Raw genomic sequence first — 19,704 nt, 5'->3', positions numbered from 1 at the left:
AGAATGTGTGAGCTACACCACGAGAAATGCCGAGTTATCCACAGTTTCCACAGGTTCATACACAGTTATGGACAGTGTGAGTGGTGCTCATACACAGGTCAGAGCGCATGCGAATCCGTGATTGTTGACAGCTTCGAATGAACGGTCCACAACGGTGGATGAACTTGACATCGCAGCTCGGTGAACAATCGGACTCGGTGACCGACGGCTCGGCCCGGAATTACCCCTCCAGTTCGGATCGCCCGCGAAGCGACCCGAGAACTCCGGACCGGCCGTCGTCTCCCCCACCTGTGCCGGGCGAAATTGCCCCGACACTTGATCTGACGCAGCCCGGCGCGGTTTGGTTCCACCTGATCTGTAATCTCGGAAAACGATGACGGACGACGTCGGATCGCGGTGGCACCTCGGGCCCGCCCGTGTCCTCCAGGTGGCCGCCGCCCTCGTCGTGGTGCAACTTCTCGTGCGGACGTGGGTGGCCGCGAACAGCGACTTCTACTGGGACGATCTGATCCTCGCCGGACGCGGCGGAAGCCTCCCGCTGCTCTCCGCCGACCTCCTGCTCTACGACCACGACGGTCACCTCATGCCCGGGGCTTTCCTGGTGGCGGGTATCGCGACGCGGGTGGCGCCGTACGAGTGGATCCTGCCGATGCTGACGATGATCGCGCTGCAGGCGGTGGCGTCGTATGCGGTTTTCCGGTTACTTCGCACGCTTCTCGGGCCACGCCCCGTCCTGCTGGTTCCGCTGGCGATCTATCTCTTCTCCCCGCTGACCGTGCCTGCGTTCGCCTGGTGGGCGGCGGCGCTCAATGCCCTGCCCCTGCAGATCGCACTGGCGTGGGTGGCGCGCGACGCCCTCGAGCTGTGCCGCACCGGACGGCGGCGATACGCGGTCTCGGGCACGCTCGTGCTGATCGCGTCGCTGCTGTTCTTCGAGAAGTCCGTCGTGGTCCCGTTCGTCGCGTTCGCGACCGTGGCCCTGCTCGCACACGTCGGCGAGCGGGAGCGGCCGGTGCGGTCGACGCTGCGGCGAGGCGCGGCCCTCTGGATCCCGTCGGCGGCGGTGCTCGCGGTGTGGGCGGCGTTCTACTTCTCCACCGTCGCGTCGCAGTGGGAATGGGCGGGTGCGGCGCGGGCGTTCGAACTGTTTCACCACGGCACGTCGCTCGGACTGCTGCCCACGTTCGTGGGTGGGCCGTGGACGTGGGACCGGTGGATTCCCAGTCCCCCGTGGGCCTCCCCGTCGACGGCACTGGAAGTGGTCGGCTGGGTCGTCCTCGTCGCGGCGGTCGTCACGACGGTCCGGCTGAAGCGCCGCATCGGCTGGGTATGGATACTCACGGCCGCGTACTTCCTGCTGTCGGTGACCGCGATGGTCGTCACCCGCTGGGGCGCCGACACCACCTACGAACTCGCACAGACCTTGCGCTACTTCACGGACACCGCGGTGATACTCGCGATCGCCGTCGCGGTGATCGCCCGCGCACCCCGACGACGCGCCGACCCCGTCCGGGTGCGGCCGCTGGTGGCCGCCACCGCCGTGGCCGCGTTCGTCGCGAGCAGCCTGTGGTCGACGTACACGTTCACCCGCAGCTGGGAGGAGAACCCGACCACCGCCTACCTCGCGACCGCGCGTGCGTCGCTCGCCGAACGGGACGACGCGCCGATCCTCCAGCAGCCCGCGTCCATCTGGGTCCTGTTGCCGGTGGCGTACCCGAACAATCTGGTGAGCCGGGTCTTCGCCCCGCTGCGCGACCGCCCCGAGTTCTCCGACAGCACGCCCGACCTCCGGATGATCGACGACGCGGGTTCGGTGGTCGACGCCCAGGTCACCTGGGTGCGCGCGATCGAGCCCGGACCCGTCCCGGACTGCGGGAACCTGGTGGACCAGCGCAGTTTCGTGCCCCTCCCCCTCGACGGACCGCTGACCGGCTGGGAGTGGACTGCGCAGCTCAACTACATGGCCACCGCGGACGGTGAGATCGCCGTCGCGATGGAAGTCGGCAGCCCGGTGCGGGTGCCGGTGCACCGCGGCCCGAACTCGGTGTTCGTGCGGCTCACCGGTGGCGGTCAGAGCGTGCGGGTGAGCACCCTGACCCCGGACCTGTCGCTGTGCATCGGCGCGGGCCCGGTCGGGGTCGTGGTGCCGAAGTAGTTACCGCCCGTACCGCGACCACGCGACGCGGGCACTGGCTGCCCCGACGATCGCGGCGGCCACCTCGTCCCAGCCGGCTGCGGGCAGCCCGAGCTTCGCGAACAACGAGCGGCGCGGCCCGGTCATCTCGAGGGTGGCGTCGGGGAACCGCTTCTCCACCACCTCGCGCAGTGTGCCGATCCCGTCGATGATGCCGAGTTCGACGGCGCGGCGTCCCAGCCAGACGTCGCCGTTGAACAGCTCGGCCCCCTCCGCCCTCAGCTTGTCCCCGCGGCGGCCGACCACCCAGTCGCGGAATTCGTCGTGGATGCCTTCCTGGATCTGTTCGAGCCACTGCACGTCCTCGGACTTCTCCGCGAAGAACGGATCGAGGCGGGCCTTCGCCTCGCCCGCCGAGTGGAGCCGCCGTTCGATGCCCAGCCGGTCGATCAGTTCGGAGAACCCGAAGCCCGCCGAGATGACACCGACGGAGCCGACCACCGACGTGGCGGTCGCGTAGATCTCGTCCGCCGCGCAGGCCAGCCAGTAGCCGCCGGACGCGACGACGTCCTCGCAGAACGCGAGCACGGGCAGTTCGTGTTCGGTGGCGAGCTGACGGATGCGGGCGGCGATGTATTCGCTCTGCGTAGGCGACCCACCGGGACTGTTGATCAGCAACGCCACCGCTTTCGCACCATGCGTGGTGAACGCACGCCGCAACGGTTCCTCGACGGATTCCGCGCTCAGCACCCGCCCGAAACCCGCTCCGCCGGACGCGATCATCCCCTGCAGCCGCACCACCGGCACCACGCCGGCGCGGGAGCCTCCGAACGCGTCGGGCAGCTTGTCGGCCAGCGGTTTCGGCAGGTTCAGTGGGATCTTGGCCATGAAATCAGCGTACCGATCACGGATCGGGCAGAGTGGTTCACATGGAGTTGCGAATCTTTACCGAACCCCAGCAGGGTGCCACCTACGACGATCTTCTTGCGGTGGCGCAGGCCGCCGAACGTTTCGGATACGGCGCGTTCTTCCGGTCGGATCACTACCTCGCCATGAACACCGAGGGGCTTCCCGGGCCCACCGATGCGTGGATCACGCTGGCGGGTCTCGCCCGGGAGACGTCCACGATCCGTCTCGGCACCCTCGTCACGTCCGCGACGTTCCGGTATCCCGGACCGCTGGCGATCTCGGTGGCGCAGGTCGATCAGATGAGCGGTGGCCGCGTCGACCTCGGTATCGGCGCCGGCTGGTACGAGGAGGAGCATCAGGCGTACGGCATCCCGTTCCCGCCGCTGAAGGAGCGGTTCGAACGGCTCGAGGAGTCCCTCGCCGTCATCACGGGGCTGTGGCGCACTCCGCTCGGCGAGACGTTCTCCTATGACGGGACGCATCTGACGGTCAAGGATTCGCCCGCACTCCCGAAGCCGCGGCAGCCGCAGGGTCCGCCCGTCCTGATCGGCGGCACCGGCAAGAAGAAGACCCCCGCGCTGGCCGCGAAGTACGCGGACGAGTTCAACGTCCCGTTCCAGTCCGTCGACGAGACGCGGGACGTGATCGAACGGGTCCGGCTCGCGTGCAAGGCGATCGACCGCGACCCGACGGAGCTGGTGTACTCCAACGCGCTCGTCCTGTGCTGCGGGCGCACCGAGGAGGAGATCGCGAAACGCGCCACGAGCATCGGACGCGAGGTGCGCGAGCTGCGGGAGAACGGACTCGCCGGGTCGCCCGCCGAGCTCGTCGACAAGATCGGCCGCTACGCCGAGGCGGGATCGCAGCGGATCTACCTGCAGACCCTCGATCTCACCGACCTCGACCACCTCGAACTGGTCGCCAGCGAGGTCGTTCCGCAGCTGGGCTAGGCGAGCTCGAGTTCGGCGGCCACGACGACCGGAAGATTCAGGGGCAGCGCGGCCACCCCGATCGCCGTCCGGGCGTGGTCGCCGACGTCCGGGCCGAATACGTCGAGCACTAACTCGGAGAACCCGTTGAGCACCGCGGTCGTCCGGTCGTAGCCCGGCTCGGCGTTGACGAACCCCGTGACGGTGAGCCACGCACCGATGCGGTCCAGGTCGCCCACCGCGCGACGGACCCCCGCCAGCACCGCGAGGGCGGTGAGCCGGGCGGAGTGCGTGGCATCGGCGGCCGACACGTCGGCGGGAACGGACCCGAACGGTCCGGCGGGTGTGCCGTCTTCGGCGAGGGGCCCGTGACCGGACACCAGCACTCTGCGGCCGTGCACGCGTACCCAGCTGAACGGCAACTCCATCCCCGGCGGCAATTGGACGGCGTGGGGCAGCACCAGCCCCAGATCACGTAGTCGGGACTCCGCACCCATCACAACTCCGCTCGACGACTGCCCGGGTCATTCGGCGTGCTCAGCAACATTCCGTTCCCCTTCCGCCGGTGGAATGCTCGAAGTACGACCGGAACGGCCGTGTGACTCGAGTGCGCCGGAGGTTGTCATGGGTTCTGCGGAAGAAGCGGTAGTGCGTCGATTCTACGAGGAGATGAACAACGATCGGAAGAACGAGATAGCGGAGGAGCTGTTCAGCAGCGACCACGAGATGCATGATCCCCAGGTCCCGGGTGGGCCGGGTCCCGCGGGGATGGCCGCGGCGATCGCGGCCTACCAGGACGGAGTGGACGGGCACTGGACAATCGAGGAGATGTTCTCGGCCGGTGACCGCGTCGTCGTGCGCTGGACGGGCACGGGAACGCACGTCGGTGAGATGAACGGGATTCCGCCGACCGGAAACAAGATCCGAGTGGACGCGATCTCGATCCACCGGCTGGCCGACGGCAAGATCGCCGAGACCTGGCAGGTGTGGGACACGCTCGGATTCCTTCAGCAGCTCGGCGCGGTCCCCGCGAGCTGAACCCGCCACACCCTCGGGAGGGTGCGATGAAGTACGTGATTACCTGGACGCTGCGTAACGGTGGGTCCGCCGCCGAGAACGAGGAAGCTGCGCGGCGGAGCCTGGAAGTGTTCGCACGATGGACGCCGGCGGAAGGGGCGACCTTCCATCACTTCCTCGGTCGCCTGGACGGAACCGGGGGATTCGCCTTCGTCGAGGCGGATGACCCGAACGACGTCTTGGACGGCCCGACGAAATTCGGACCTTTCTTCGAGTTCCACGTCTACCCGGTCGCCGACATCGCCGTCACCACGCAGGCTGCGCAGCAGGCGGTCGAGTTCAGAGGCTCGATCAGCTGAGCGGGCTCAGTGTCGAGTGGTCGAATCCAGGAACTGGCGGAGGTCGCGGTCCCACTGCGCGTCGCGGGCGCGGTTCAGGGAGGCGCGGCAGATGAGGAAGCCGGACAGCGCGATCATCATCACCGCGAACCAGGTGAACAGCCCGGCGATCACGCCGGCCACTCGTGCCGCCGACGGCGACATCGGTTCGGTGGTGAGGTTGCCGTCGGCGTTGACCCAGATGTCTTCCTTCGTTCCCGAAGGAGTGGCCGGGTCGACGGTGATGTCGGCGTGGCGGGTCTCGTTGCCCCACGTCCACTTGGCGGGGGCGGTGTCGACGCCCGACGGCGCAACGTCGGAGGTGACGGACACGCCGGTGGAGTCGGCGAGCGTGGTGGCGGAGACGGTGCGGTAGTCCGCGACCTGCTTCTCCGCCAGCGTCAGCTGACTGTCGATGGTCCGGGCACCCACGAGGATGGCCAGCGGGAGCATCGCGAACGCGAGCACCACGACCGCGAGGGTGAGCATGTTCTCGATCCGGTCCGAGCGCCGAAGTAGCGGGTTGTGCCGCTGACGGGCCGACCGCTTACGCAGTCCCCGTGCTTGAGAGTTGTTCCACATTCCGGATCCGGTCCTCTCGCCGACAATTCCCTACCATCCAGGGTCGTACGCAAGGCAAACAAGATCAAGTCAATCCGGTGTGTCTTTGGGCACTGTGCCGTAATACACTCATCTGCTCCCCGCCATCTCACGATGCTCCTTGGGGCTCACTCCGCGCACGCGTTTGAACGCCGCACTCAGCGCGAATCCGCTCCCGTACCCCACGCGCTGGGCCACGGACGCGACCGTGGCGTCGGGTTCGCGGAGCAGATCCGCGGCCAGGGACAGCCGCCAGCCGGCGAGGAAAGTCATGGGCGGTTCGCCGACGAGGTCCGTGAACCGTCGTGCGAGGGCAGCCCGCGACATGCCGGTTTCCGCGGCGAGCGACTCCACGGTCCACTGGCGGGAGGGGTTGTTCTGCAGGATGCGCATCGCCTTGCCCACCACCGGGTCGCTCTGCGCCCGCACCCACGACGGCGCCTCCGCCGCCGGTCGCGCGAACCAGGCGCGTAGCACCGCGATCAGGAGCAGGTCGAGCAGACGGTCGAGGACGGCTTCCTGCCCGGGTTCGTCTCGCACCACCTCGTCGTGCATGAGTGTGACGAGCCGCGAGTCCCAGTCGGCGCGGCGCTGCACGACGAGTTCCGGGAGCGCGGTCAGCAGTCGCATGCTGATCTCGCCGGGGGTCTGGTACGTCCCCGTCAGCATGACCGTGCGGCCGTCCGCACTGTTTCCCCAGGTGCGCACGCCGAGGTCCATCGCCTCGGCGAGCGGTTCCCCGCGGAGCGTCGTGCAGCTCTGGTCGGGGTTGATGATCACGTGCGGCGGGGTGTCCGGATGGTCGGCGACGACGTATCGCTCGGGTCCGCGCACGATCGCGACGTCACCCTCGGTGAGCTGCACCGGATCGCCGGTGTGCGGAAGGATCCACGCTTCGCCGCGGCCCATCGCGACAAGGCTGAGCGGCGCGTGGTCGTCGATCTGCAGCGACCACGGCGATTCCATGATCGAGCGGAGCACGAATGCGCCTGCGGCACGGGGACCACTGATGAGACCGGCGAGGGGATCCACACATCCAGCGTAGACGCTCGCGTATGGATCAGCGCGTTTCAACGATGGAAAGTCTCGGTGTTGCCGTCTTGACTGAAACACATGACAACGACACCGCACACACTCGTCCTCACCGCCACCGGCAAGGTCGGCAGCCGCGTCCTCGCCCGGCTCGCCACCGCGGAAGTACCCGCTCGGGGCGGTTCCCGCACCGGCCGTCCCCCGTTCGACTGGGAGAACAGGGACACGTGGCGGCCCGCACTCGAGGGAATCACCTCGGTGTACATCGCCTACTACCCGGATCTCGCGGTGCCGGGAGCTGCGGAGGTCGTCGAGGAGTTCGCCGGCCTGGCTGTCGCGAACGGCGCCCGCCGACTCGTCCTCCTCTCCGGTCGCGGCGAAACCGAGGCCGAGCGCAGCGAACTGGCGATCCGCAAGGCGGGAGCCGAGTGGACGATCCTCCGGTCCAGTTGGTTCAGCCAGAACTTCAGCGAAAGCTTCATGCTCGACTCACTGCTTGCCGGCGACCTCGCACTGCCCGTCGAAGGGCGCGTGCTCGAACCCTTCGTCGACGCGGACGATCTCGCCGAGATCGCCGTCGCCGCACTGACCGGGGACGGCCACGCCGGCGAACTGTACGAACTGACCGGGCCACGGTTGTTGTCGTTCGGCGACGCCGTCGCCGAGATCTCGGAGGCAACGGGTCGCCAGATCCGGTACACCCCAGTCACTTCGGAAGAGTATTCGACGGCGCTGGCCGGGCAGGGGGTACCGTCCGACGCGATCGGCCTGCTCACCTATCTGTTCGACGAAGTGCTGAACGGGCGCAACGCATCACTCACCGACGGGGTGGGACGCGCACTGGGGCGCGCGCCCCGCGACTTCACCGACTACGTCCGCGCCGCAGCAGCGGCCGGTGTCTGGAGGGTCTGACCATGGAGCGTTATCTGACGATCGTCACGGCGGTGGGCGCCGGCGTGGTGGGCGGCGTGATGTTCGCGTTCTCCACGTTCATCATGAGCGGGCTCGGACGCCTGGAGCCGGCTCAGGGCATCTCGGCGATGCAGGCGATCAACCGCGAGGCGCCGAACTTCTGGTTCATGACGGCGTTGTTCGGCACCGCACTGACGTCGATCGCCCTCGCGGTCGTCAGTGTGGTGCGGCACGACGATTCGGCTGTCTACGCAGTGATCGCCTGCGCGCTGTATCTCGTGGGGATCGTCCTGACCATCGTCTACCACGTGCCGCACAACAACGCGTTGGACGCAATCGATCCCACCGCGGCCGACTCGGCGGCGTACTGGCGCGACTACGTGTCGGGCTGGACCGGGTGGAACCACGTGCGCACCGTCAGCGCCATCGCGGCGTCCGCGGTGCTCACGTGGTCCGCGACCCGCGGGTGAGACCGGGGTCTACGAGGGCGGCAGGATGTCGGTCTGCGCCGGGACCTCGTCCTGCTTCAGCAGCCCGACCGGGCAGCTGACGCCGGTGGCGTGCACGGGGCAGTAACCGCCGGGGTTCTTCGCGAGGTACTGCTGGTGGTAGTCCTCGGCGTAGTAGAACTGCGTGAGCGGGGCGATTTCCGTGGTGATCGCCCCGTATCCGGCTTCGGCGAGCCTCTTCTCGAAGGCCTCACCGGTGGCCTCGGCGATTTCCACCTGCTGTTCGTCGATCGTGTAGATGGCCGAACGGTACTGCGTTCCCTGGTCGTTGCCCTGCCGCATGCCCTGCGTGGGGTCGTGGTTCTCCCAGAACTCCTTGAGGATCTCGGCGTACGAGATCACCTTCGGATCGAAGACCACGAGCACCACCTCGGTGTGCCCGGTGCGGCCGGAGCACGTCTCCTCGTAGGTGGGGTTGGGGGTGTAGCCGCCTGCGTATCCCACCGCGGTGGTGTAGACGCCGTCGAGTTGCCAGAACTCCTTCTCGGCGCCCCAGAAACATCCCATGCCCAGCACCGCGGTCTGCATGCCCTCGGGGAACGGGGGCTGCAGGGGGTGACCGTTGACGAAGTGCGTCGCCGGAACGGGAATCGGCTGGCTACGTCCCGGGAGGGCATCCTCGGCGGTGACCATCACGGACTTAGCGGCTGCTCGACCCAGAAGCTCGTCGTACCAAGACATGATTCGATGCTACGCGCGGTGCCGGGGTGGTCTCCTGGGCGAGCGCCGACTGCGCCCGCATCCGCTCGACGCGCGCGGTCACCCACCCCGTCGCGGGGACCTCCACCCACCGGTACAGCGCCTCCGACACCAGTGCCGTCACCACGAGAAATGCGATCACCGCCCCGGTCTCGCCGAACGAGCCGACCGTGTGCTCGTACACGCGGTAGAGGATCAGCGTGTGGACGAGGTAGATCGCGTAACTGCGCGACGCGGTCCAGCGCACGACGGCCCAGTGCGCCGCCGGCCCGTCGTATCGGCCCACCAGCACGACGCACGCGGTGACGACGGCGAACGTCCAGAGGTAGTGATCGCCCGCCCAGTACACCCGGAAATCGGTGGCGAGGCGGATGACCTCGACCTGGGCCAGCCCGGCGACGACGATCCACCGGCAGTCCGCGAGCCGCGCCCAGCCGAGGTAGATGATCTGCCCCAGGAACACGGCAGGCAGCGTCGCGGCGATCTTCGACAGCATCGGGACCGTGTACGGCTGTGGCGCGTACAGGTTGTAGAGCAGGATCAGCGCGCAGAGCGCGGCACCCGCCATCGGCATCGCGATGGGCAGGGTGCGCAGAACGGGGCGCGCGGCCACACAGGCGAGGTAGAAGAAGATCTGGACGGCGAGGGTCCAGGTGACCCCGAGAACCGCCACCTCGGGTTTGAGGAAGAATCCGCCGAGCACGAAACTCAGGGCCGCGTCGACGTTCGACACCCCGTCCTGGCCGCTGAACATGCCGTTGATGCCGAGGCGTACCAGCACGATCGCGGCGAGAACGGCCACCCAGAATGCGGGCAGGATGCGTCCGAGCCGGTTGACCAGAAATTGCCCGGGCTCGTGACGAATGGCCGAACGGGTGATCAACACCCCGGTCAGCATCATGAAGACGGCGACCCCGAGAAAGGACAGATGCTGGTTGAGACCGCCCCGCTCGATGAAGATTTGATAGACGACGTCGATGAACCACCATCCGGTTCCGAGGTCGTCGATCAGATAGAACGAGATGTGCGAGTAAATCACGGCCAGAACTGCGAAGAAGCGGAGCAGGTTCGCGCCCGTGAGCTCCACACGCGGCGCGGCCGCATGCGAATCTGCAACAGGTATCAGCGAAGGCATCGCGTCAGCTTAAGGTTCCGTTCACCGGTCGGACGAATTCTCACGACATCCAGTGTCACCGCGCCAGCCTTTTTTCGGGTGCCCGAACTTTCCTGTGAGGGAATCGCTCGGTGACCCCAACTGTTGCGCAGGGTGTACCAATGAGATTGGGTATATACCCGAGAACGATTCGCCAAAGGCGGGTGTCAGACGCGTGCCCACGTGTCGTCGGCACCCGGAAACACAAGGGCTCACAGCCCATAGATGAAGGGACCCTCGTGTCTGTTTACACGCTGCCGGAACTCCCGTACGACTACGCAGCTCTCGAGCCGCACATCTCCGGCAAGATCATGGAACTGCACCACGACAAGCATCACGCCGCGTACGTGACCGGTGCCAACACGGCCCTCGACAAGCTGGCCGAGCTCCGCGAGTCGGACACCCTGCCCGCCGTGGTCAACCTGCACGAGAAGAACCTCGCCTTCCACTTGGGCGGCCACACCAACCACTCCGTCTTCTGGAACAACCTCTCGCCCGACGGTGGCGACAAGCCGACCGGTGAGCTCGCGGCCGCGATCGACGACCAGTTCGGCGGCTTCGACGCGTTCCGCAACCACTTCTCGGCCAACGCCAACGCCATCCAGGGCTCCGGCTGGTCCATCCTGGCCTGGGACTCCATCGGCCAGCGCCTGCTCATCGTCCAGCTGTACGACCAGCAGGGCAACATCCCGATCGGCCTCACGCCGCTGCTGCTCCTCGACATGTGGGAGCACGCCTTCTACCTCGACTACCAGAACGTCAAGGGCGACTACGTCAAGGCATTCTGGAACATCGTGAACTGGGCGGACGTCGCCGCTCGATTCGAGAAGGCACGCACGCAGACCGCGGGCCTGATCGTCTAGTTCCTCTTCGCAGCCACGGGCGCACGGACCACTCTCGGGTGTGTCCGTGCGCCCGTGCTCGTTTCGGCACCGGAAGTCCTTCCGAGCAGGCCGAGCGTCCAATAGGCTTCGGAAGTGACCGAGTTCAGCAACCCCGCCCGGGACGACGCCCTCGTCCACGCATTCCGCGACGACGCGCTCGGCGACCTCGACGCCACCGGCCTCGCGGCACGGATCGCGTCCGGGGAGGTGACGATCCGCGAGGTGACGGAGGCGGCGATCGCGCGCGCCGAGTCGGTCGGGCCCGCCTTGAACGCCCTGGCGTTCGCCGACTTCGACCGTGCGCTGACGGAGGCGGACCGACCGCACGAGGGTGTCTTCGCAGGAGTGCCGACCGTCGTCAAGGACAACGTCGACGTCGCCGGCCTGCCCACGCAGCACGGCAGCGTCGCCTTCGCGGCGCAGCCCGCCCGGGTCGACAGCGACTTCGTCACGCAGTACCTGTCCACAGGTGTGCTCTCGCTGGGGAAGAGTCGGCTGCCCGAGTTCGGGTTCAGCGCATCCACCGAGTTCATGGACGCCGAGGCCGTGCACAATCCGTGGAATCTCGCGTTCTCGCCGGGAGCGTCCTCGGGCGGTTCGGCCGCACTCGTCGCTTCGGGGGTGGTACCCATCGCGCACGCCAACGACGGTGGCGGATCCATCCGCATTCCCGCGGCCGCGTGTGGGCTCGTCGGCCTGAAACCGTCCCGCGGGCGGACGGTCCCCGACGCCATGGACAAGACGCTGCCGATCCGGATCATCGCGCAGGGCGCCGTCACCCGCTCGGTGCGGGACACCGCACGGTGGATGGCGGCCGCCGAACGCCACTACCGCAATCCGGCACTGCCACCCATCCGGTTGGTCGAGGGGCCGAGCAGCACCCGGCTGAGGGTCGGGGTGGTGGTCGACTCGGTCACCGTGTCCCGCACGGACGACGAGACCCGCAAGTCGGTCCACGCCACCGCCGATCTGCTGGCGGACCTCGGGCACCACGTCGAGGAGTGCCCGATGCCGGTGAACTCCTCGTTCGTCGAGGACTTCTGCATCTACTGGGGGTTCCTGTCTTTCGTCATCTCCAGCAACGGCAAGCGGATGCTCGGACCGGACTTCGACCGCGACGCCACGGACAACCTGACGCGCGGACTCGCCGCGATGTACCGCAAGAACATCACGAAGACTCCACGCGTGCTCTACCGGTTGCGTCGCACGTACCGTGACTACGCGCAGATCTTCCAGAAGTACGACGTGATCCTGTCGCCCACCCTCGCGCACACGACGCCGGAGCTCGGATACCTTTCGCCGACACAGAGTTTCGAGGAGCTCTTCGACAAGCTGATCGCCTATACGGCGTTCACGCCGCTGAACAACGCTTCGGGCGGACCGGCCATCTCGCTGCCGATGCACGAGACGTCCCGCGGCCTGCCGCTGGCATCGCACTTCTCCGCCGACCACGGCGACGAGCGGACGCTGCTCGAGTTGGCGTTCGAGCTCGAGCAGGCCACGCCGTGGCGTCGCATCCAGGACGCCCGCTGACGGTCAGGCCCTGCGCCGCACGGCCATCCACACGACGGCACCCGCCAGCAGCACGGTGGTGACCCCGAAGCCGGCGGCGAGGTGCTCGGCGGTGAGGATCGGTGACGGCGCGGAGAGTGTGCGGGTCACCGCGACCGGTTCGGCGAGCACCGTCGCCAACTGGTTCTGCTGTGCCGCCGTGCGCACCGGCATCGCCGCGACACCGTTGTTGAGGTCGGTGGACAGCTGCCCGGACAACGTCTTCAGCTTCGCGAACCCGTCGACGATCTGCGAGGTGGCGCCTTCGAGCATCTCCGGTGCCTGATCGGCGATCGGGACGATGCCGTCGTTCAGCTGCCGCGCCCCGCTGCTCAGCTGATTGCTGGCGTCGGTCAGCTGGCCCATCGCGACGCGCACGAGTTCGCCCAGGTCCGTGTCGGGGCCGACCCCGCCGCCCAGCAGACCGGGCACCGAACCCAGCTGTGAGGAGAACAGACCGAGGTCGGCACTGACCTGACGGAGCGACGGGACCACGTCCGAGGCAACGGGAGTGGCGTCGAGAACGCGGATCGCCTCGTCGAGTCTGGTACGCATCCGGGTGGCGCTGTCGTTCGCCTCGCCCAGCGTCAGGCCCAGCGCACTCAACCGGTCCGCGAGGTCGTCGGCCGTTCCCGACGTCTGGTCGACGACGCCCGCCACCTGGTCGGCGACGCCCAGCAGTTGCACCGAGCCCGACCGTGCCGTCTCGAGATACGGGAGCAGCGTGTCGGCGCCCTCCGTGAGCTGTTGTGCCGCATCGTCCGCCGCGGCCGTGCCGGCCGCGAGGAACCCGGCCGTCATTCCCGCCTGCTGGAACCGCGTCCGCGACGAGGACATGTCCGCCAGCAGATCCGTGATGCCGTCCGCGCCGATCTGGGAGGACACCACTCCGGAGAGTTCCTCGGACGCACCGGTGTCGGAACCCGCGACGTCGAGGTCGAGGGTCGCCTGCCGCGGCTTCGCGCCCCACACCGAGGACACCGCCTCGCTGAAGTCCTCGGGCACGGTCACCGTGGCGAACCAGTCGCCGCCCGCCGCCGCGTCCGCGTCGACCACCTGCCAGTCGAAGGCCTCGTTCGCCTCGAGCTTCTCGATCAGGGTGTCGCTCGCACGCACCGGTTTTCCGTCCACGGTCGCGCCTGCGTCCGTGTTGACGATCGCCACGGTCCGGCTGTCTGCCGCGCTGCCACCGAGGAACACGTACCCGAGTCCCCCCGCGGACGCCAGGACCAGGCCGGCCATGGCGGCCGCGGCGACGCGCCGCGAAGTGAGGACCTTTCGCGTCGACTCGGTTCGGGCGTGATTCGCGGGATTCCGTGCGCGCTCAGAGGTCATTCCGGTGAGGATAGGTGGCCTTCGTAGCGGCACATTGTGACGATTCTGAGGATTCTCTGAGATGTCTGCCCGCCCGAAGACCGGTTAGCACTCCCCTGCTCTTGTGTGCCAGGCACTGTCGGGCGCATTCTTCAAGTACCCAACGAGGTGTGCAGAACCAGTCGTGTTCGCAGCGTGTCATCACACCGAGGAGGCAGAGATGAACAGGGACGGCTACATCGGCATCTCGCCCTTCCAGGCCGCGGGTACCTTGCGGGGATTCGTCATTTCCGGGCGCTGGCCCGACACCACCAAGGAATGGGCCCAGTTGCTCGCGCTCGCCGTGCGGGTGGCGTGCGTTCCGGGGCTGCTCCACACCACGACCGTCTTCGGCGCGCACGAGGACCTGCCCGAGGAGCCCGAGCCCGAGACCGTCGGCCTCGTGGTGGCCGAGGGCACCGTTCTCGGGGAGTTCGCGCTCGCTCCCGGTCGCTTCGCGGATCATCAGCCGCCGGCGCTGATGATGCTGCACCCGCCGTCCGAGACCACGCCGTCGCTCCCGGAGTGCGCGGGCGCCGCTTCGGGCTGTGTTCTGCTTCCCGGTCTCCCCCACCTGGGGTTGGAACACCGGGCGGCGTGGGTGGAAGCAGAGGCGGACGGGACGGTGACGTCCATGGTCAGCCGGGTGGGCATCGACCCGATCAGCGATCCCGACACTGCCGTTTTGGCCATGCTACTGGCCTCGTGAGGGAACCCGAAGTTTCTGCGGTCGGTGCCCCAAACTTATTGCCGCCTTTGCCTTTTCGGATAAGTCACGCTAACGTTACGGACATCGAAGGGGAGTAGCCCCCAATCGCCTGCGTCGACATACTGGCTCGTTGCTTCACCGCACCGGACCCGGCCTGGCGAACCGTCGCCGGATCACCCGGCGCCGGTGGGCGAGACCTTCGGCCGGACAGACGTACCCGCGTCTGCCAGGCCGGAGGAATCCACCTGTCATCCTCCGACCGACTACTGGAGGAGGATGCCCGTGCTGACCGCCGCACTGCTGAGTTTCGGCGTGATCTTCGTCGCAGAATTGGGAGACAAATCCCAGCTGATGGCGATGACGTTCGCGCTGCGCTACAGCTGGTGGGTCGTGATCGCCGGCATCACCGTCGCGACCACCGTGGTCCACCTGGTGTCCGTCGCCGTCGGCCACTACCTCGGTGTCGCACTCCCGACCGCGGCCATCAGCATCGTCGGCGGTGCCGCCTTCCTGATCTTCGGTGCGTGGACGCTGCGCGGCGACGACCTCAGCGAGGACGAGCAACTCAAGGCCGGGCGGGCCACCCGTTCGGCGTTCCTGGCCGTCACGTCCGCGTTCTTCCTCGCCGAACTCGGCGACAAGACAATGCTCGCCACCATCACGCTCGCCACCGACCACGACACGGTCGGCGTGTGGATCGGCTCGACCGTCGGCATGGTCGCGGCCGACGCCCTGGCCATCGTCGTCGGCGCCGTACTGGGTAAGCATCTGCCCGAGAGTGTCATCCGCATCGGTGCGGCGGTTCTGTTCGTCGCGTTCGGCATCTGGTTGCTGCTCGAGGGTCTGCTCCCCGGAAACGCGGCCGGCCCGATCGCCGGCGTCGCCGTCGTCGTTCTGGCGCTGGCTGGTGCTGCCGGTCGCGCAGTGTGGTCACGGCGCCGCCGCGGTGCTTCGGCAGAGCCCGAACAGATGCAGCACCAGGACTGAACCCGGTCGACAAAGAGGCGCCCTGGGGCAATACTCGGAAGCCTTGGAGTACCTCGCAGTTCTCACGGACGAGAGGGCGTGTGTGAACCATCCCGTAGCAAGCGGCAAGCCTGCGATTCTCACCGTCGACGACGATCCCGGAGTATCGCGCGCCGTCGCCCGCGATCTCCGGCGCCGGTACGGCGAGAAGTACCGGATCATCCGCGCCGAATCCGGCGAGTCCGCACTCGACGCGATGAAGCAGATGAAACTGCGCGGGGATCCCGTCGCAGCGATCCTGGCGGACTACCGGATGCCGTCGATGAGCGGGATCGAATTCCTCGAGAAGGCCATGGACCTGTATCCGGTCGCGCGGCGAGTGCTGCTCACGGCCTACGCCGACACCGACGCGGCCATCGAGGCGATCAACGTCATCGACCTCGACCACTACCTGCTCAAGCCGTGGGACCCGCCCGAGGAGAAGCTGTACCCGGTGGTCGACGCCCTGCTCGAGGCGTGGGCGTCGTCGGATCAGCACCCCGCCGAAGAGACGAAGGTCGTGGGTCATCGCTGGGCACCGCGGTCCTCGGAAGTGCGCGAGTTCCTGGCCCGCAACCAGCTGTCGTACCGCTGGTACATGTCGGACGAGCCGGAGGGCGGGCGGCTGCTCGACGCCGCCGGCGAGGACGGCCGGCGCCTGCCCGTGGTGATCTGCTCCGACGGCGAATGCCTGGTGGAGCCGTCGGACACCGAACTGGGACGGCATCTCGGACTCCGGACCGACCCGTCGGAGAACTTCTACGACCTCGTCGTCGTCGGTGGCGGACCGGCCGGTCTGGGCGCCGCCGTGTACGGCGCCTCGGAAGGTCTGCGCACCGCCCTGATCGAGCGGACGGCGACCGGTGGGCAGGCGGGTCAGAGCTCACGCATCGAGAACTACCTCGGTTTCCCCGACGGCGTGTCCGGCGCGCAGCTCGCCGAACGGGCCCGCAGGCAGGCCACCCGATTCGGGGCCGAACTGATCACCACCCGCGACGTCGTTGCGCTCGAGGTCAACGGATCGGCACGGACCGTCCGGTTCGCGGACGGCGACACCCTCGACGCGCACACGGTGATCCTGGCGACCGGCGTCTCCTACCGACGTCATCCCGCGCCCGGAGTCGACGACCTCACCGGCCGCGGCGTCTACTACGGCTCCGCCGTCACCGAGGCCGCCCGCTGCACCGACCAGGACGTCTACATCGTCGGCGGGGCCAACTCCGCCGGACAGGCGGCGGTCTACCTGTCGCGGGGCGCCCGCTCGGTCACCATCGTCGTGCGGGCGCAGTCGCTCGAGGAGTCGATGTCGTACTACCTCGTCCAGCAGATCGACCGGAACCCGCGCATCCGCGTCCGGCCGTGCACCGAGGTGATCGGCGTCGAGGGCGAGGGTCACCTCGAGAAGATCCGGCTGCGCAACAACGCGACCGGCGACGAGGAGACCGTCGACGCCGGGTTCCTGTTCCTGTTCATCGGCGCCGCCCCGCGGACCGAGTGGCTCGAGGGCGTCGTCGCGCGGGACGAGAACGGGTTCGTCGTGTCCGGACCAGACCTCGTCGTCGACGGGAAACCACCGAGCGGCTGGCCCCTCGACCGTCTTCCGCATCACCTCGAGACGAGCGTCCCGGGGATCTTCGCGGCCGGTGACGTGCGCTCCGAATCGGCGAAGCGGGTGGCGTCGGCGGTCGGGGAAGGCGCCATGGCCGTGATGCTCGTCCACCGCTACATCGGCCAACCGTGACCGGGGGCAGACCATGACCCAACTTTCGTGCAATCCCCCCGAGCTGAGGACGTTGTTCCTCTTCGAGAAGCTCACCGACCACCAGCTCGAGCAGCTGTGCGAGAAAGGGCACGTCGAACTGATCGAACCCGGCCCCGTGTACGCGGAGGGTGAGGTCGCGACGTGCTTCTACGTGCTGATCGAAGGCGAGCTCGTGCTGAGCAAGCTGTCGGGTGGCGAGGAGATCGAGTTCAACCGGACATCGCAGCGCGGCGTGTACGCCGGGGCCTGGCAGTCGTACCTCGGTGACCGCGCACCCCAGACGTACACCGCGTCGATGCGCGTCACCGCCCCGTCGAGGTTCTTCGTCCTCGACGCCGACCGTTTCGGGCAGCTGATGCGTGAGTGGTTCCCGATGGCCGTGCACCTGCTGGAGGGGCTGTTCTTCGGTAAACAGAGCGCGAAGCAGGTCGTCGATCAGCGGGAACGCCTCCTCGCGCTGGGGTCGCTGTCGGCGGGGCTCACGCACGAGCTCAACAACCCGGCGGCGGCCGCGGTCCGGGCGACGGCATCGCTCCGCGACCGGGTGTCGCACATGCGGCAGAAGCTGAGCGTGATCGCCTCGGGCGTATACGACAGTCAGGCGCTGGCCACGTTGATCCGGTTGCAGGAAGAGGCCGCCGAACTGGTGGCGAAGGCGCCGACGCTGACCCCGCTCGAAGCCTCCGACCGCGAGGACGAACTCGGCGACTGGTTCGACGATCACGGTGTCTCCGGGGGCTGGGACCTGGCGCCCACGTTCGTGCAGGCGGGTCTCGACGTGCCGTGGCTCGAGCGGATCGTCGCCAGCGTCGACGACGAATCGATGGTCGAGAGCGCGATCCGCTGGCTCAACTACACCATCGAGACCGAACTGCTGATGAATGAGATCGCCGACTCGACAGCCAGGGTCTCCACGCTCGTGAACGCCGCGAAGCAGTACTCACAGATGGACCGTGCTCCCTACCAGCGCGTCGATCTGCGGGAACTGCTCGACAGTTCGCTGGTGATGCTCGGCCGCAAGATCGGCGACTCCGTCACGGTAGTGAAGGAGTACGACCCGACACTGCCGCAGATCCCCGCGTACGCCGCGGAACTCAACCAGGTGTGGACGAACCTCATCGACAACGCCGTCGCCGCCATGGACGGCCACGGCACCCTCACCGTCCGCACCCGCCGCGACGGCGAGATGGCGCTCATCGAGATCGGCGATACCGGACCGGGTGTGCCCGAAGAGATCCGGTCACGCATCTTCGAGCCGTTCTTCACCACGAAACCCGTGGGCGAGGGAACCGGGCTCGGCCTCGACATCTCCTGGCGCATCGTCGTGAAAAAGCATCGCGGTGACCTGCGCGTCGAGTCCGAACCGGGCGACACCCGGTTCCAGGTCCGCATTCCGATCGAACCCGAAGTCGCAGAAGCAGAAGGAGCCTCAGATGGGTGAGCTGGAGGGAATCGACCCGAGCGTGCCACCGAGCGGAGACGGATGCGCCGAATGCGACAGCGACGGCGGGTGGTGGGTGCACCTGCGCCGGTGTGCGCAGTGCGGCCACATCGGGTGCTGTGACTCCTCACCGGAACAGCACGCCACCAAGCACGCCGCCGACACCGGCCACCCCGTCGTGCGGAGCTTCGAACCGGGCGAGAACTGGTTTTGGAACTACGCCACCGAGACGGCCTTCGAGGGCCCCGAACTCGCCCCGCCGCAACATCATCCGATCGACCAGACCATCCCCGGTCCCGGCTCCCGGGTTCCGCCGAACTGGCAGGCCTTCATTCACTGACTCGCGTGTGGTCGGAGTTGCGCGAGGCGGTGTGCCGTCGCCGCGTCCTGTTCGTCGTACCGGGCCAGCGCCGCTTCGAACGTCGCCTTCAGGTCCAGCGCGTAACGCTCGTGCGCCGCGAACGTCCCGGCCGCCGAGTTCTCGACGGCGACGCCCGGGCCGCCGATCGCCGTCGCCCGGAACCGCGCAGCCAGTTCCGCCGCCGACCGCAGATGGGTTTCGCCGAGACCGAAGCTCTCGGGCGCGAGTTCGCGGTGCGCGCGCTCTCGCAGATCCTGCATGTCGGCCGCCAACACGGCGCATGCGGCGATGCACCGCACCAACGCATCGCGGTCCACTTCGAGCCGATCCTCGGTCATCCGTCCCCCTACGGTCCTGCGCGTCCCCT

The 19,704-nt window shown here is 67.8% G+C and carries 21 protein-coding genes; 13 read left to right on the top strand and 8 right to left on the bottom strand.

What is annotated here, in order from left to right; translation table 11 throughout:
- Window positions 1-373 precede the first annotated feature (373 nt).
- The gene (locus DTA22_RS27485) at window positions 374-2,155 is read left to right on the top strand and encodes a hypothetical protein (protein ID WP_112301567.1); all 1,782 of its coding nucleotides are present in this window, start codon (window positions 374-376) and stop codon (window positions 2,153-2,155) included.
- Here DTA22_RS27485 and DTA22_RS27480 read toward each other — a convergent pair whose 3' ends face one another.
- Entirely contained in the window at window positions 2,156-3,022 is an 867-nt protein-coding gene (locus DTA22_RS27480) for a S49 family peptidase (protein ID WP_112301566.1), read from the bottom strand.
- Between the two features lie 41 nt (window positions 3,023-3,063).
- On the opposite strand from DTA22_RS27480, the gene DTA22_RS27475 reads away from it, so the two are divergent.
- Complete coding sequence (locus DTA22_RS27475; protein ID WP_112301565.1) at window positions 3,064-3,993, top strand: LLM class F420-dependent oxidoreductase; 930 nt, start codon at window positions 3,064-3,066, stop codon at window positions 3,991-3,993.
- On the opposite strand, the gene DTA22_RS27470 is transcribed toward DTA22_RS27475, so the two are convergent.
- Entirely contained in the window at window positions 3,990-4,469 is a 480-nt protein-coding gene (locus tag DTA22_RS27470) for a RidA family protein (protein WP_112301564.1), read from the bottom strand. The genes DTA22_RS27475 and DTA22_RS27470 overlap by 4 nt on opposite strands.
- Before the next feature lie 127 nt (window positions 4,470-4,596).
- On the opposite strand from DTA22_RS27470, the gene DTA22_RS27465 reads away from it, so the two are divergent.
- The gene (locus DTA22_RS27465) at window positions 4,597-5,010 is read left to right on the top strand and encodes an ester cyclase (RefSeq protein WP_112301563.1); all 414 of its coding nucleotides are present in this window, start codon (window positions 4,597-4,599) and stop codon (window positions 5,008-5,010) included.
- A gap of 26 nt (window positions 5,011-5,036) precedes the next feature.
- Window positions 5,037-5,348 carry a DUF3303 domain-containing protein gene (locus tag DTA22_RS27460; RefSeq protein WP_005248883.1) on the top strand — a complete coding sequence of 104 codons (312 nt, stop codon included), beginning with the start codon at window positions 5,037-5,039 and terminating at the stop codon, window positions 5,346-5,348.
- Window positions 5,349-5,354: 6 nt separating this feature from the next.
- Here DTA22_RS27460 and DTA22_RS27455 read toward each other — a convergent pair whose 3' ends face one another.
- Both DTA22_RS27455 and DTA22_RS27450 read right to left on the bottom strand, forming a co-directional pair.
- Window positions 5,355-5,948, bottom strand: coding sequence for an Rv1733c family protein (locus tag DTA22_RS27455; RefSeq protein ID WP_009477090.1), 594 nt, complete (start codon window positions 5,946-5,948; stop codon window positions 5,355-5,357).
- A gap of 108 nt (window positions 5,949-6,056) precedes the next feature.
- Window positions 6,057-6,998, bottom strand: coding sequence for an AraC family transcriptional regulator (locus DTA22_RS27450; RefSeq protein WP_112301562.1), 942 nt, complete (start codon window positions 6,996-6,998; stop codon window positions 6,057-6,059).
- Between the two features lie 81 nt (window positions 6,999-7,079).
- Here DTA22_RS27450 and DTA22_RS27445 point away from each other — a divergent pair, with 81 nt between their 5' ends.
- Together DTA22_RS27445 and DTA22_RS27440 are read left to right on the top strand one after the other, a co-directional pair.
- Window positions 7,080-7,910, top strand: a complete 831-nt coding sequence (locus tag DTA22_RS27445; RefSeq protein WP_112301561.1) for a Rossmann-fold NAD(P)-binding domain-containing protein — start codon at window positions 7,080-7,082, stop codon at window positions 7,908-7,910.
- 2 nt (window positions 7,911-7,912) lie between these two features.
- The gene (locus DTA22_RS27440; protein WP_037228292.1) at window positions 7,913-8,380 is read left to right on the top strand and encodes an anthrone oxygenase family protein; all 468 of its coding nucleotides are present in this window, start codon (window positions 7,913-7,915) and stop codon (window positions 8,378-8,380) included.
- Between the two features lie 9 nt (window positions 8,381-8,389).
- Here DTA22_RS27440 and msrA read toward each other — a convergent pair whose 3' ends face one another.
- Window positions 8,390-9,100 carry a peptide-methionine (S)-S-oxide reductase MsrA gene (gene msrA / locus DTA22_RS27435; protein WP_037204971.1) on the bottom strand — a complete coding sequence of 237 codons (711 nt, stop codon included), beginning with the start codon at window positions 9,098-9,100 and terminating at the stop codon, window positions 8,390-8,392.
- Window positions 9,060-10,253 carry an acyltransferase family protein gene (locus DTA22_RS27430; protein WP_052032925.1) on the bottom strand — a complete coding sequence of 398 codons (1,194 nt, stop codon included), beginning with the start codon at window positions 10,251-10,253 and terminating at the stop codon, window positions 9,060-9,062. The genes msrA and DTA22_RS27430 overlap by 41 nt, the downstream gene beginning before the upstream one ends.
- A gap of 257 nt (window positions 10,254-10,510) precedes the next feature.
- Here DTA22_RS27430 and DTA22_RS27420 point away from each other — a divergent pair, with 257 nt between their 5' ends.
- Both DTA22_RS27420 and DTA22_RS27415 read left to right on the top strand, forming a co-directional pair.
- Entirely contained in the window at window positions 10,511-11,134 is a 624-nt protein-coding gene (locus DTA22_RS27420) for a superoxide dismutase (protein ID WP_005248891.1), read from the top strand.
- A gap of 114 nt (window positions 11,135-11,248) precedes the next feature.
- Window positions 11,249-12,688, top strand: a complete 1,440-nt coding sequence (locus DTA22_RS27415) for an amidase (protein WP_037228296.1) — start codon at window positions 11,249-11,251, stop codon at window positions 12,686-12,688.
- A 3-nt stretch (window positions 12,689-12,691) separates the two neighbouring features.
- Here DTA22_RS27415 and DTA22_RS27410 read toward each other — a convergent pair whose 3' ends face one another.
- Window positions 12,692-14,041, bottom strand: coding sequence for a YhgE/Pip domain-containing protein (locus DTA22_RS27410; protein WP_112301559.1), 1,350 nt, complete (start codon window positions 14,039-14,041; stop codon window positions 12,692-12,694).
- Window positions 14,042-14,240: 199 nt separating this feature from the next.
- Between DTA22_RS27410 and DTA22_RS27405 the strand changes: the two genes are divergently transcribed.
- The 5 genes from DTA22_RS27405 to DTA22_RS27385 all read left to right on the top strand — a co-directional run bounded on the left by DTA22_RS27405 (window position 14,241) and on the right by DTA22_RS27385 (window position 19,316).
- On the top strand, window positions 14,241-14,768 hold the full coding sequence (locus tag DTA22_RS27405) for a hypothetical protein (protein ID WP_005248897.1): 528 nt from the start codon (window positions 14,241-14,243) through the stop codon (window positions 14,766-14,768).
- Between the two features lie 276 nt (window positions 14,769-15,044).
- Window positions 15,045-15,755: a TMEM165/GDT1 family protein gene (locus tag DTA22_RS27400; RefSeq protein WP_112301558.1), complete on the top strand. Its 711-nt coding sequence runs from the start codon at window positions 15,045-15,047 to the stop codon at window positions 15,753-15,755.
- Between the two features lie 82 nt (window positions 15,756-15,837).
- Window positions 15,838-17,514 carry an NAD(P)/FAD-dependent oxidoreductase gene (locus DTA22_RS27395; RefSeq protein ID WP_112301557.1) on the top strand — a complete coding sequence of 559 codons (1,677 nt, stop codon included), beginning with the start codon at window positions 15,838-15,840 and terminating at the stop codon, window positions 17,512-17,514.
- A 13-nt stretch (window positions 17,515-17,527) separates the two neighbouring features.
- Window positions 17,528-18,976 (top strand): ATP-binding protein, encoded by a 1,449-nt coding sequence (locus DTA22_RS27390; RefSeq protein ID WP_037228301.1) that lies wholly within the window; start codon window positions 17,528-17,530, stop codon window positions 18,974-18,976.
- The gene (locus tag DTA22_RS27385) at window positions 18,969-19,316 is read left to right on the top strand and encodes a UBP-type zinc finger domain-containing protein (RefSeq protein WP_112301556.1); all 348 of its coding nucleotides are present in this window, start codon (window positions 18,969-18,971) and stop codon (window positions 19,314-19,316) included. Before DTA22_RS27390 ends, DTA22_RS27385 begins: the two co-directional genes overlap by 8 nt.
- Here the strand turns inward: DTA22_RS27385 and DTA22_RS27380 are convergent.
- Complete coding sequence (locus tag DTA22_RS27380; protein WP_112301555.1) at window positions 19,310-19,675, bottom strand: hypothetical protein; 366 nt, start codon at window positions 19,673-19,675, stop codon at window positions 19,310-19,312. The two genes, DTA22_RS27385 and DTA22_RS27380, sit on opposite strands and share 7 nt — an antisense overlap.
- Window positions 19,676-19,704: the final 29 nt, after the last annotated feature.

It is taken from the genome of Rhodococcus wratislaviensis, from assembly GCF_900455735.1.
Classification (GTDB): domain Bacteria; phylum Actinomycetota; class Actinomycetes; order Mycobacteriales; family Mycobacteriaceae; genus Rhodococcus_F; species Rhodococcus_F wratislaviensis.
Note: the sequence above shows the minus strand (reverse complement) of the source record. Positions and strands in the feature narration are given on the sequence as shown.

Coding starts and splice junctions, on each gene's coding strand:
- DTA22_RS27445 (WP_112301561.1), top strand. CDS start 7,080: ATGACAACGACACCGCACACACTCGTCCTCACCGCCACCGGCAAGGTC.
- DTA22_RS27485 (WP_112301567.1), top strand. CDS start 374: ATGACGGACGACGTCGGATCGCGGTGGCACCTCGGGCCCGCCCGTGTC.
- DTA22_RS27390 (WP_037228301.1), top strand. CDS start 17,528: ATGACCCAACTTTCGTGCAATCCCCCCGAGCTGAGGACGTTGTTCCTC.
- DTA22_RS27455 (WP_009477090.1), bottom strand. CDS start 5,948: ATGTGGAACAACTCTCAAGCACGGGGACTGCGTAAGCGGTCGGCCCGT.
- DTA22_RS27430 (WP_052032925.1), bottom strand. CDS start 10,253: ATGCCTTCGCTGATACCTGTTGCAGATTCGCATGCGGCCGCGCCGCGT.
- DTA22_RS27460 (WP_005248883.1), top strand. CDS start 5,037: ATGAAGTACGTGATTACCTGGACGCTGCGTAACGGTGGGTCCGCCGCC.
- DTA22_RS27480 (WP_112301566.1), bottom strand. CDS start 3,022: ATGGCCAAGATCCCACTGAACCTGCCGAAACCGCTGGCCGACAAGCTG.
- DTA22_RS27385 (WP_112301556.1), top strand. CDS start 18,969: ATGGGTGAGCTGGAGGGAATCGACCCGAGCGTGCCACCGAGCGGAGAC.
- msrA (WP_037204971.1), bottom strand. CDS start 9,100: ATGTCTTGGTACGACGAGCTTCTGGGTCGAGCAGCCGCTAAGTCCGTG.
- DTA22_RS27465 (WP_112301563.1), top strand. CDS start 4,597: ATGGGTTCTGCGGAAGAAGCGGTAGTGCGTCGATTCTACGAGGAGATG.
- DTA22_RS27380 (WP_112301555.1), bottom strand. CDS start 19,675: ATGACCGAGGATCGGCTCGAAGTGGACCGCGATGCGTTGGTGCGGTGC.
- DTA22_RS27405 (WP_005248897.1), top strand. CDS start 14,241: ATGAACAGGGACGGCTACATCGGCATCTCGCCCTTCCAGGCCGCGGGT.
- DTA22_RS27440 (WP_037228292.1), top strand. CDS start 7,913: ATGGAGCGTTATCTGACGATCGTCACGGCGGTGGGCGCCGGCGTGGTG.
- DTA22_RS27470 (WP_112301564.1), bottom strand. CDS start 4,469: ATGGGTGCGGAGTCCCGACTACGTGATCTGGGGCTGGTGCTGCCCCAC.
- DTA22_RS27400 (WP_112301558.1), top strand. CDS start 15,045: ATGCCCGTGCTGACCGCCGCACTGCTGAGTTTCGGCGTGATCTTCGTC.
- DTA22_RS27410 (WP_112301559.1), bottom strand. CDS start 14,041: ATGACCTCTGAGCGCGCACGGAATCCCGCGAATCACGCCCGAACCGAG.
- DTA22_RS27475 (WP_112301565.1), top strand. CDS start 3,064: ATGGAGTTGCGAATCTTTACCGAACCCCAGCAGGGTGCCACCTACGAC.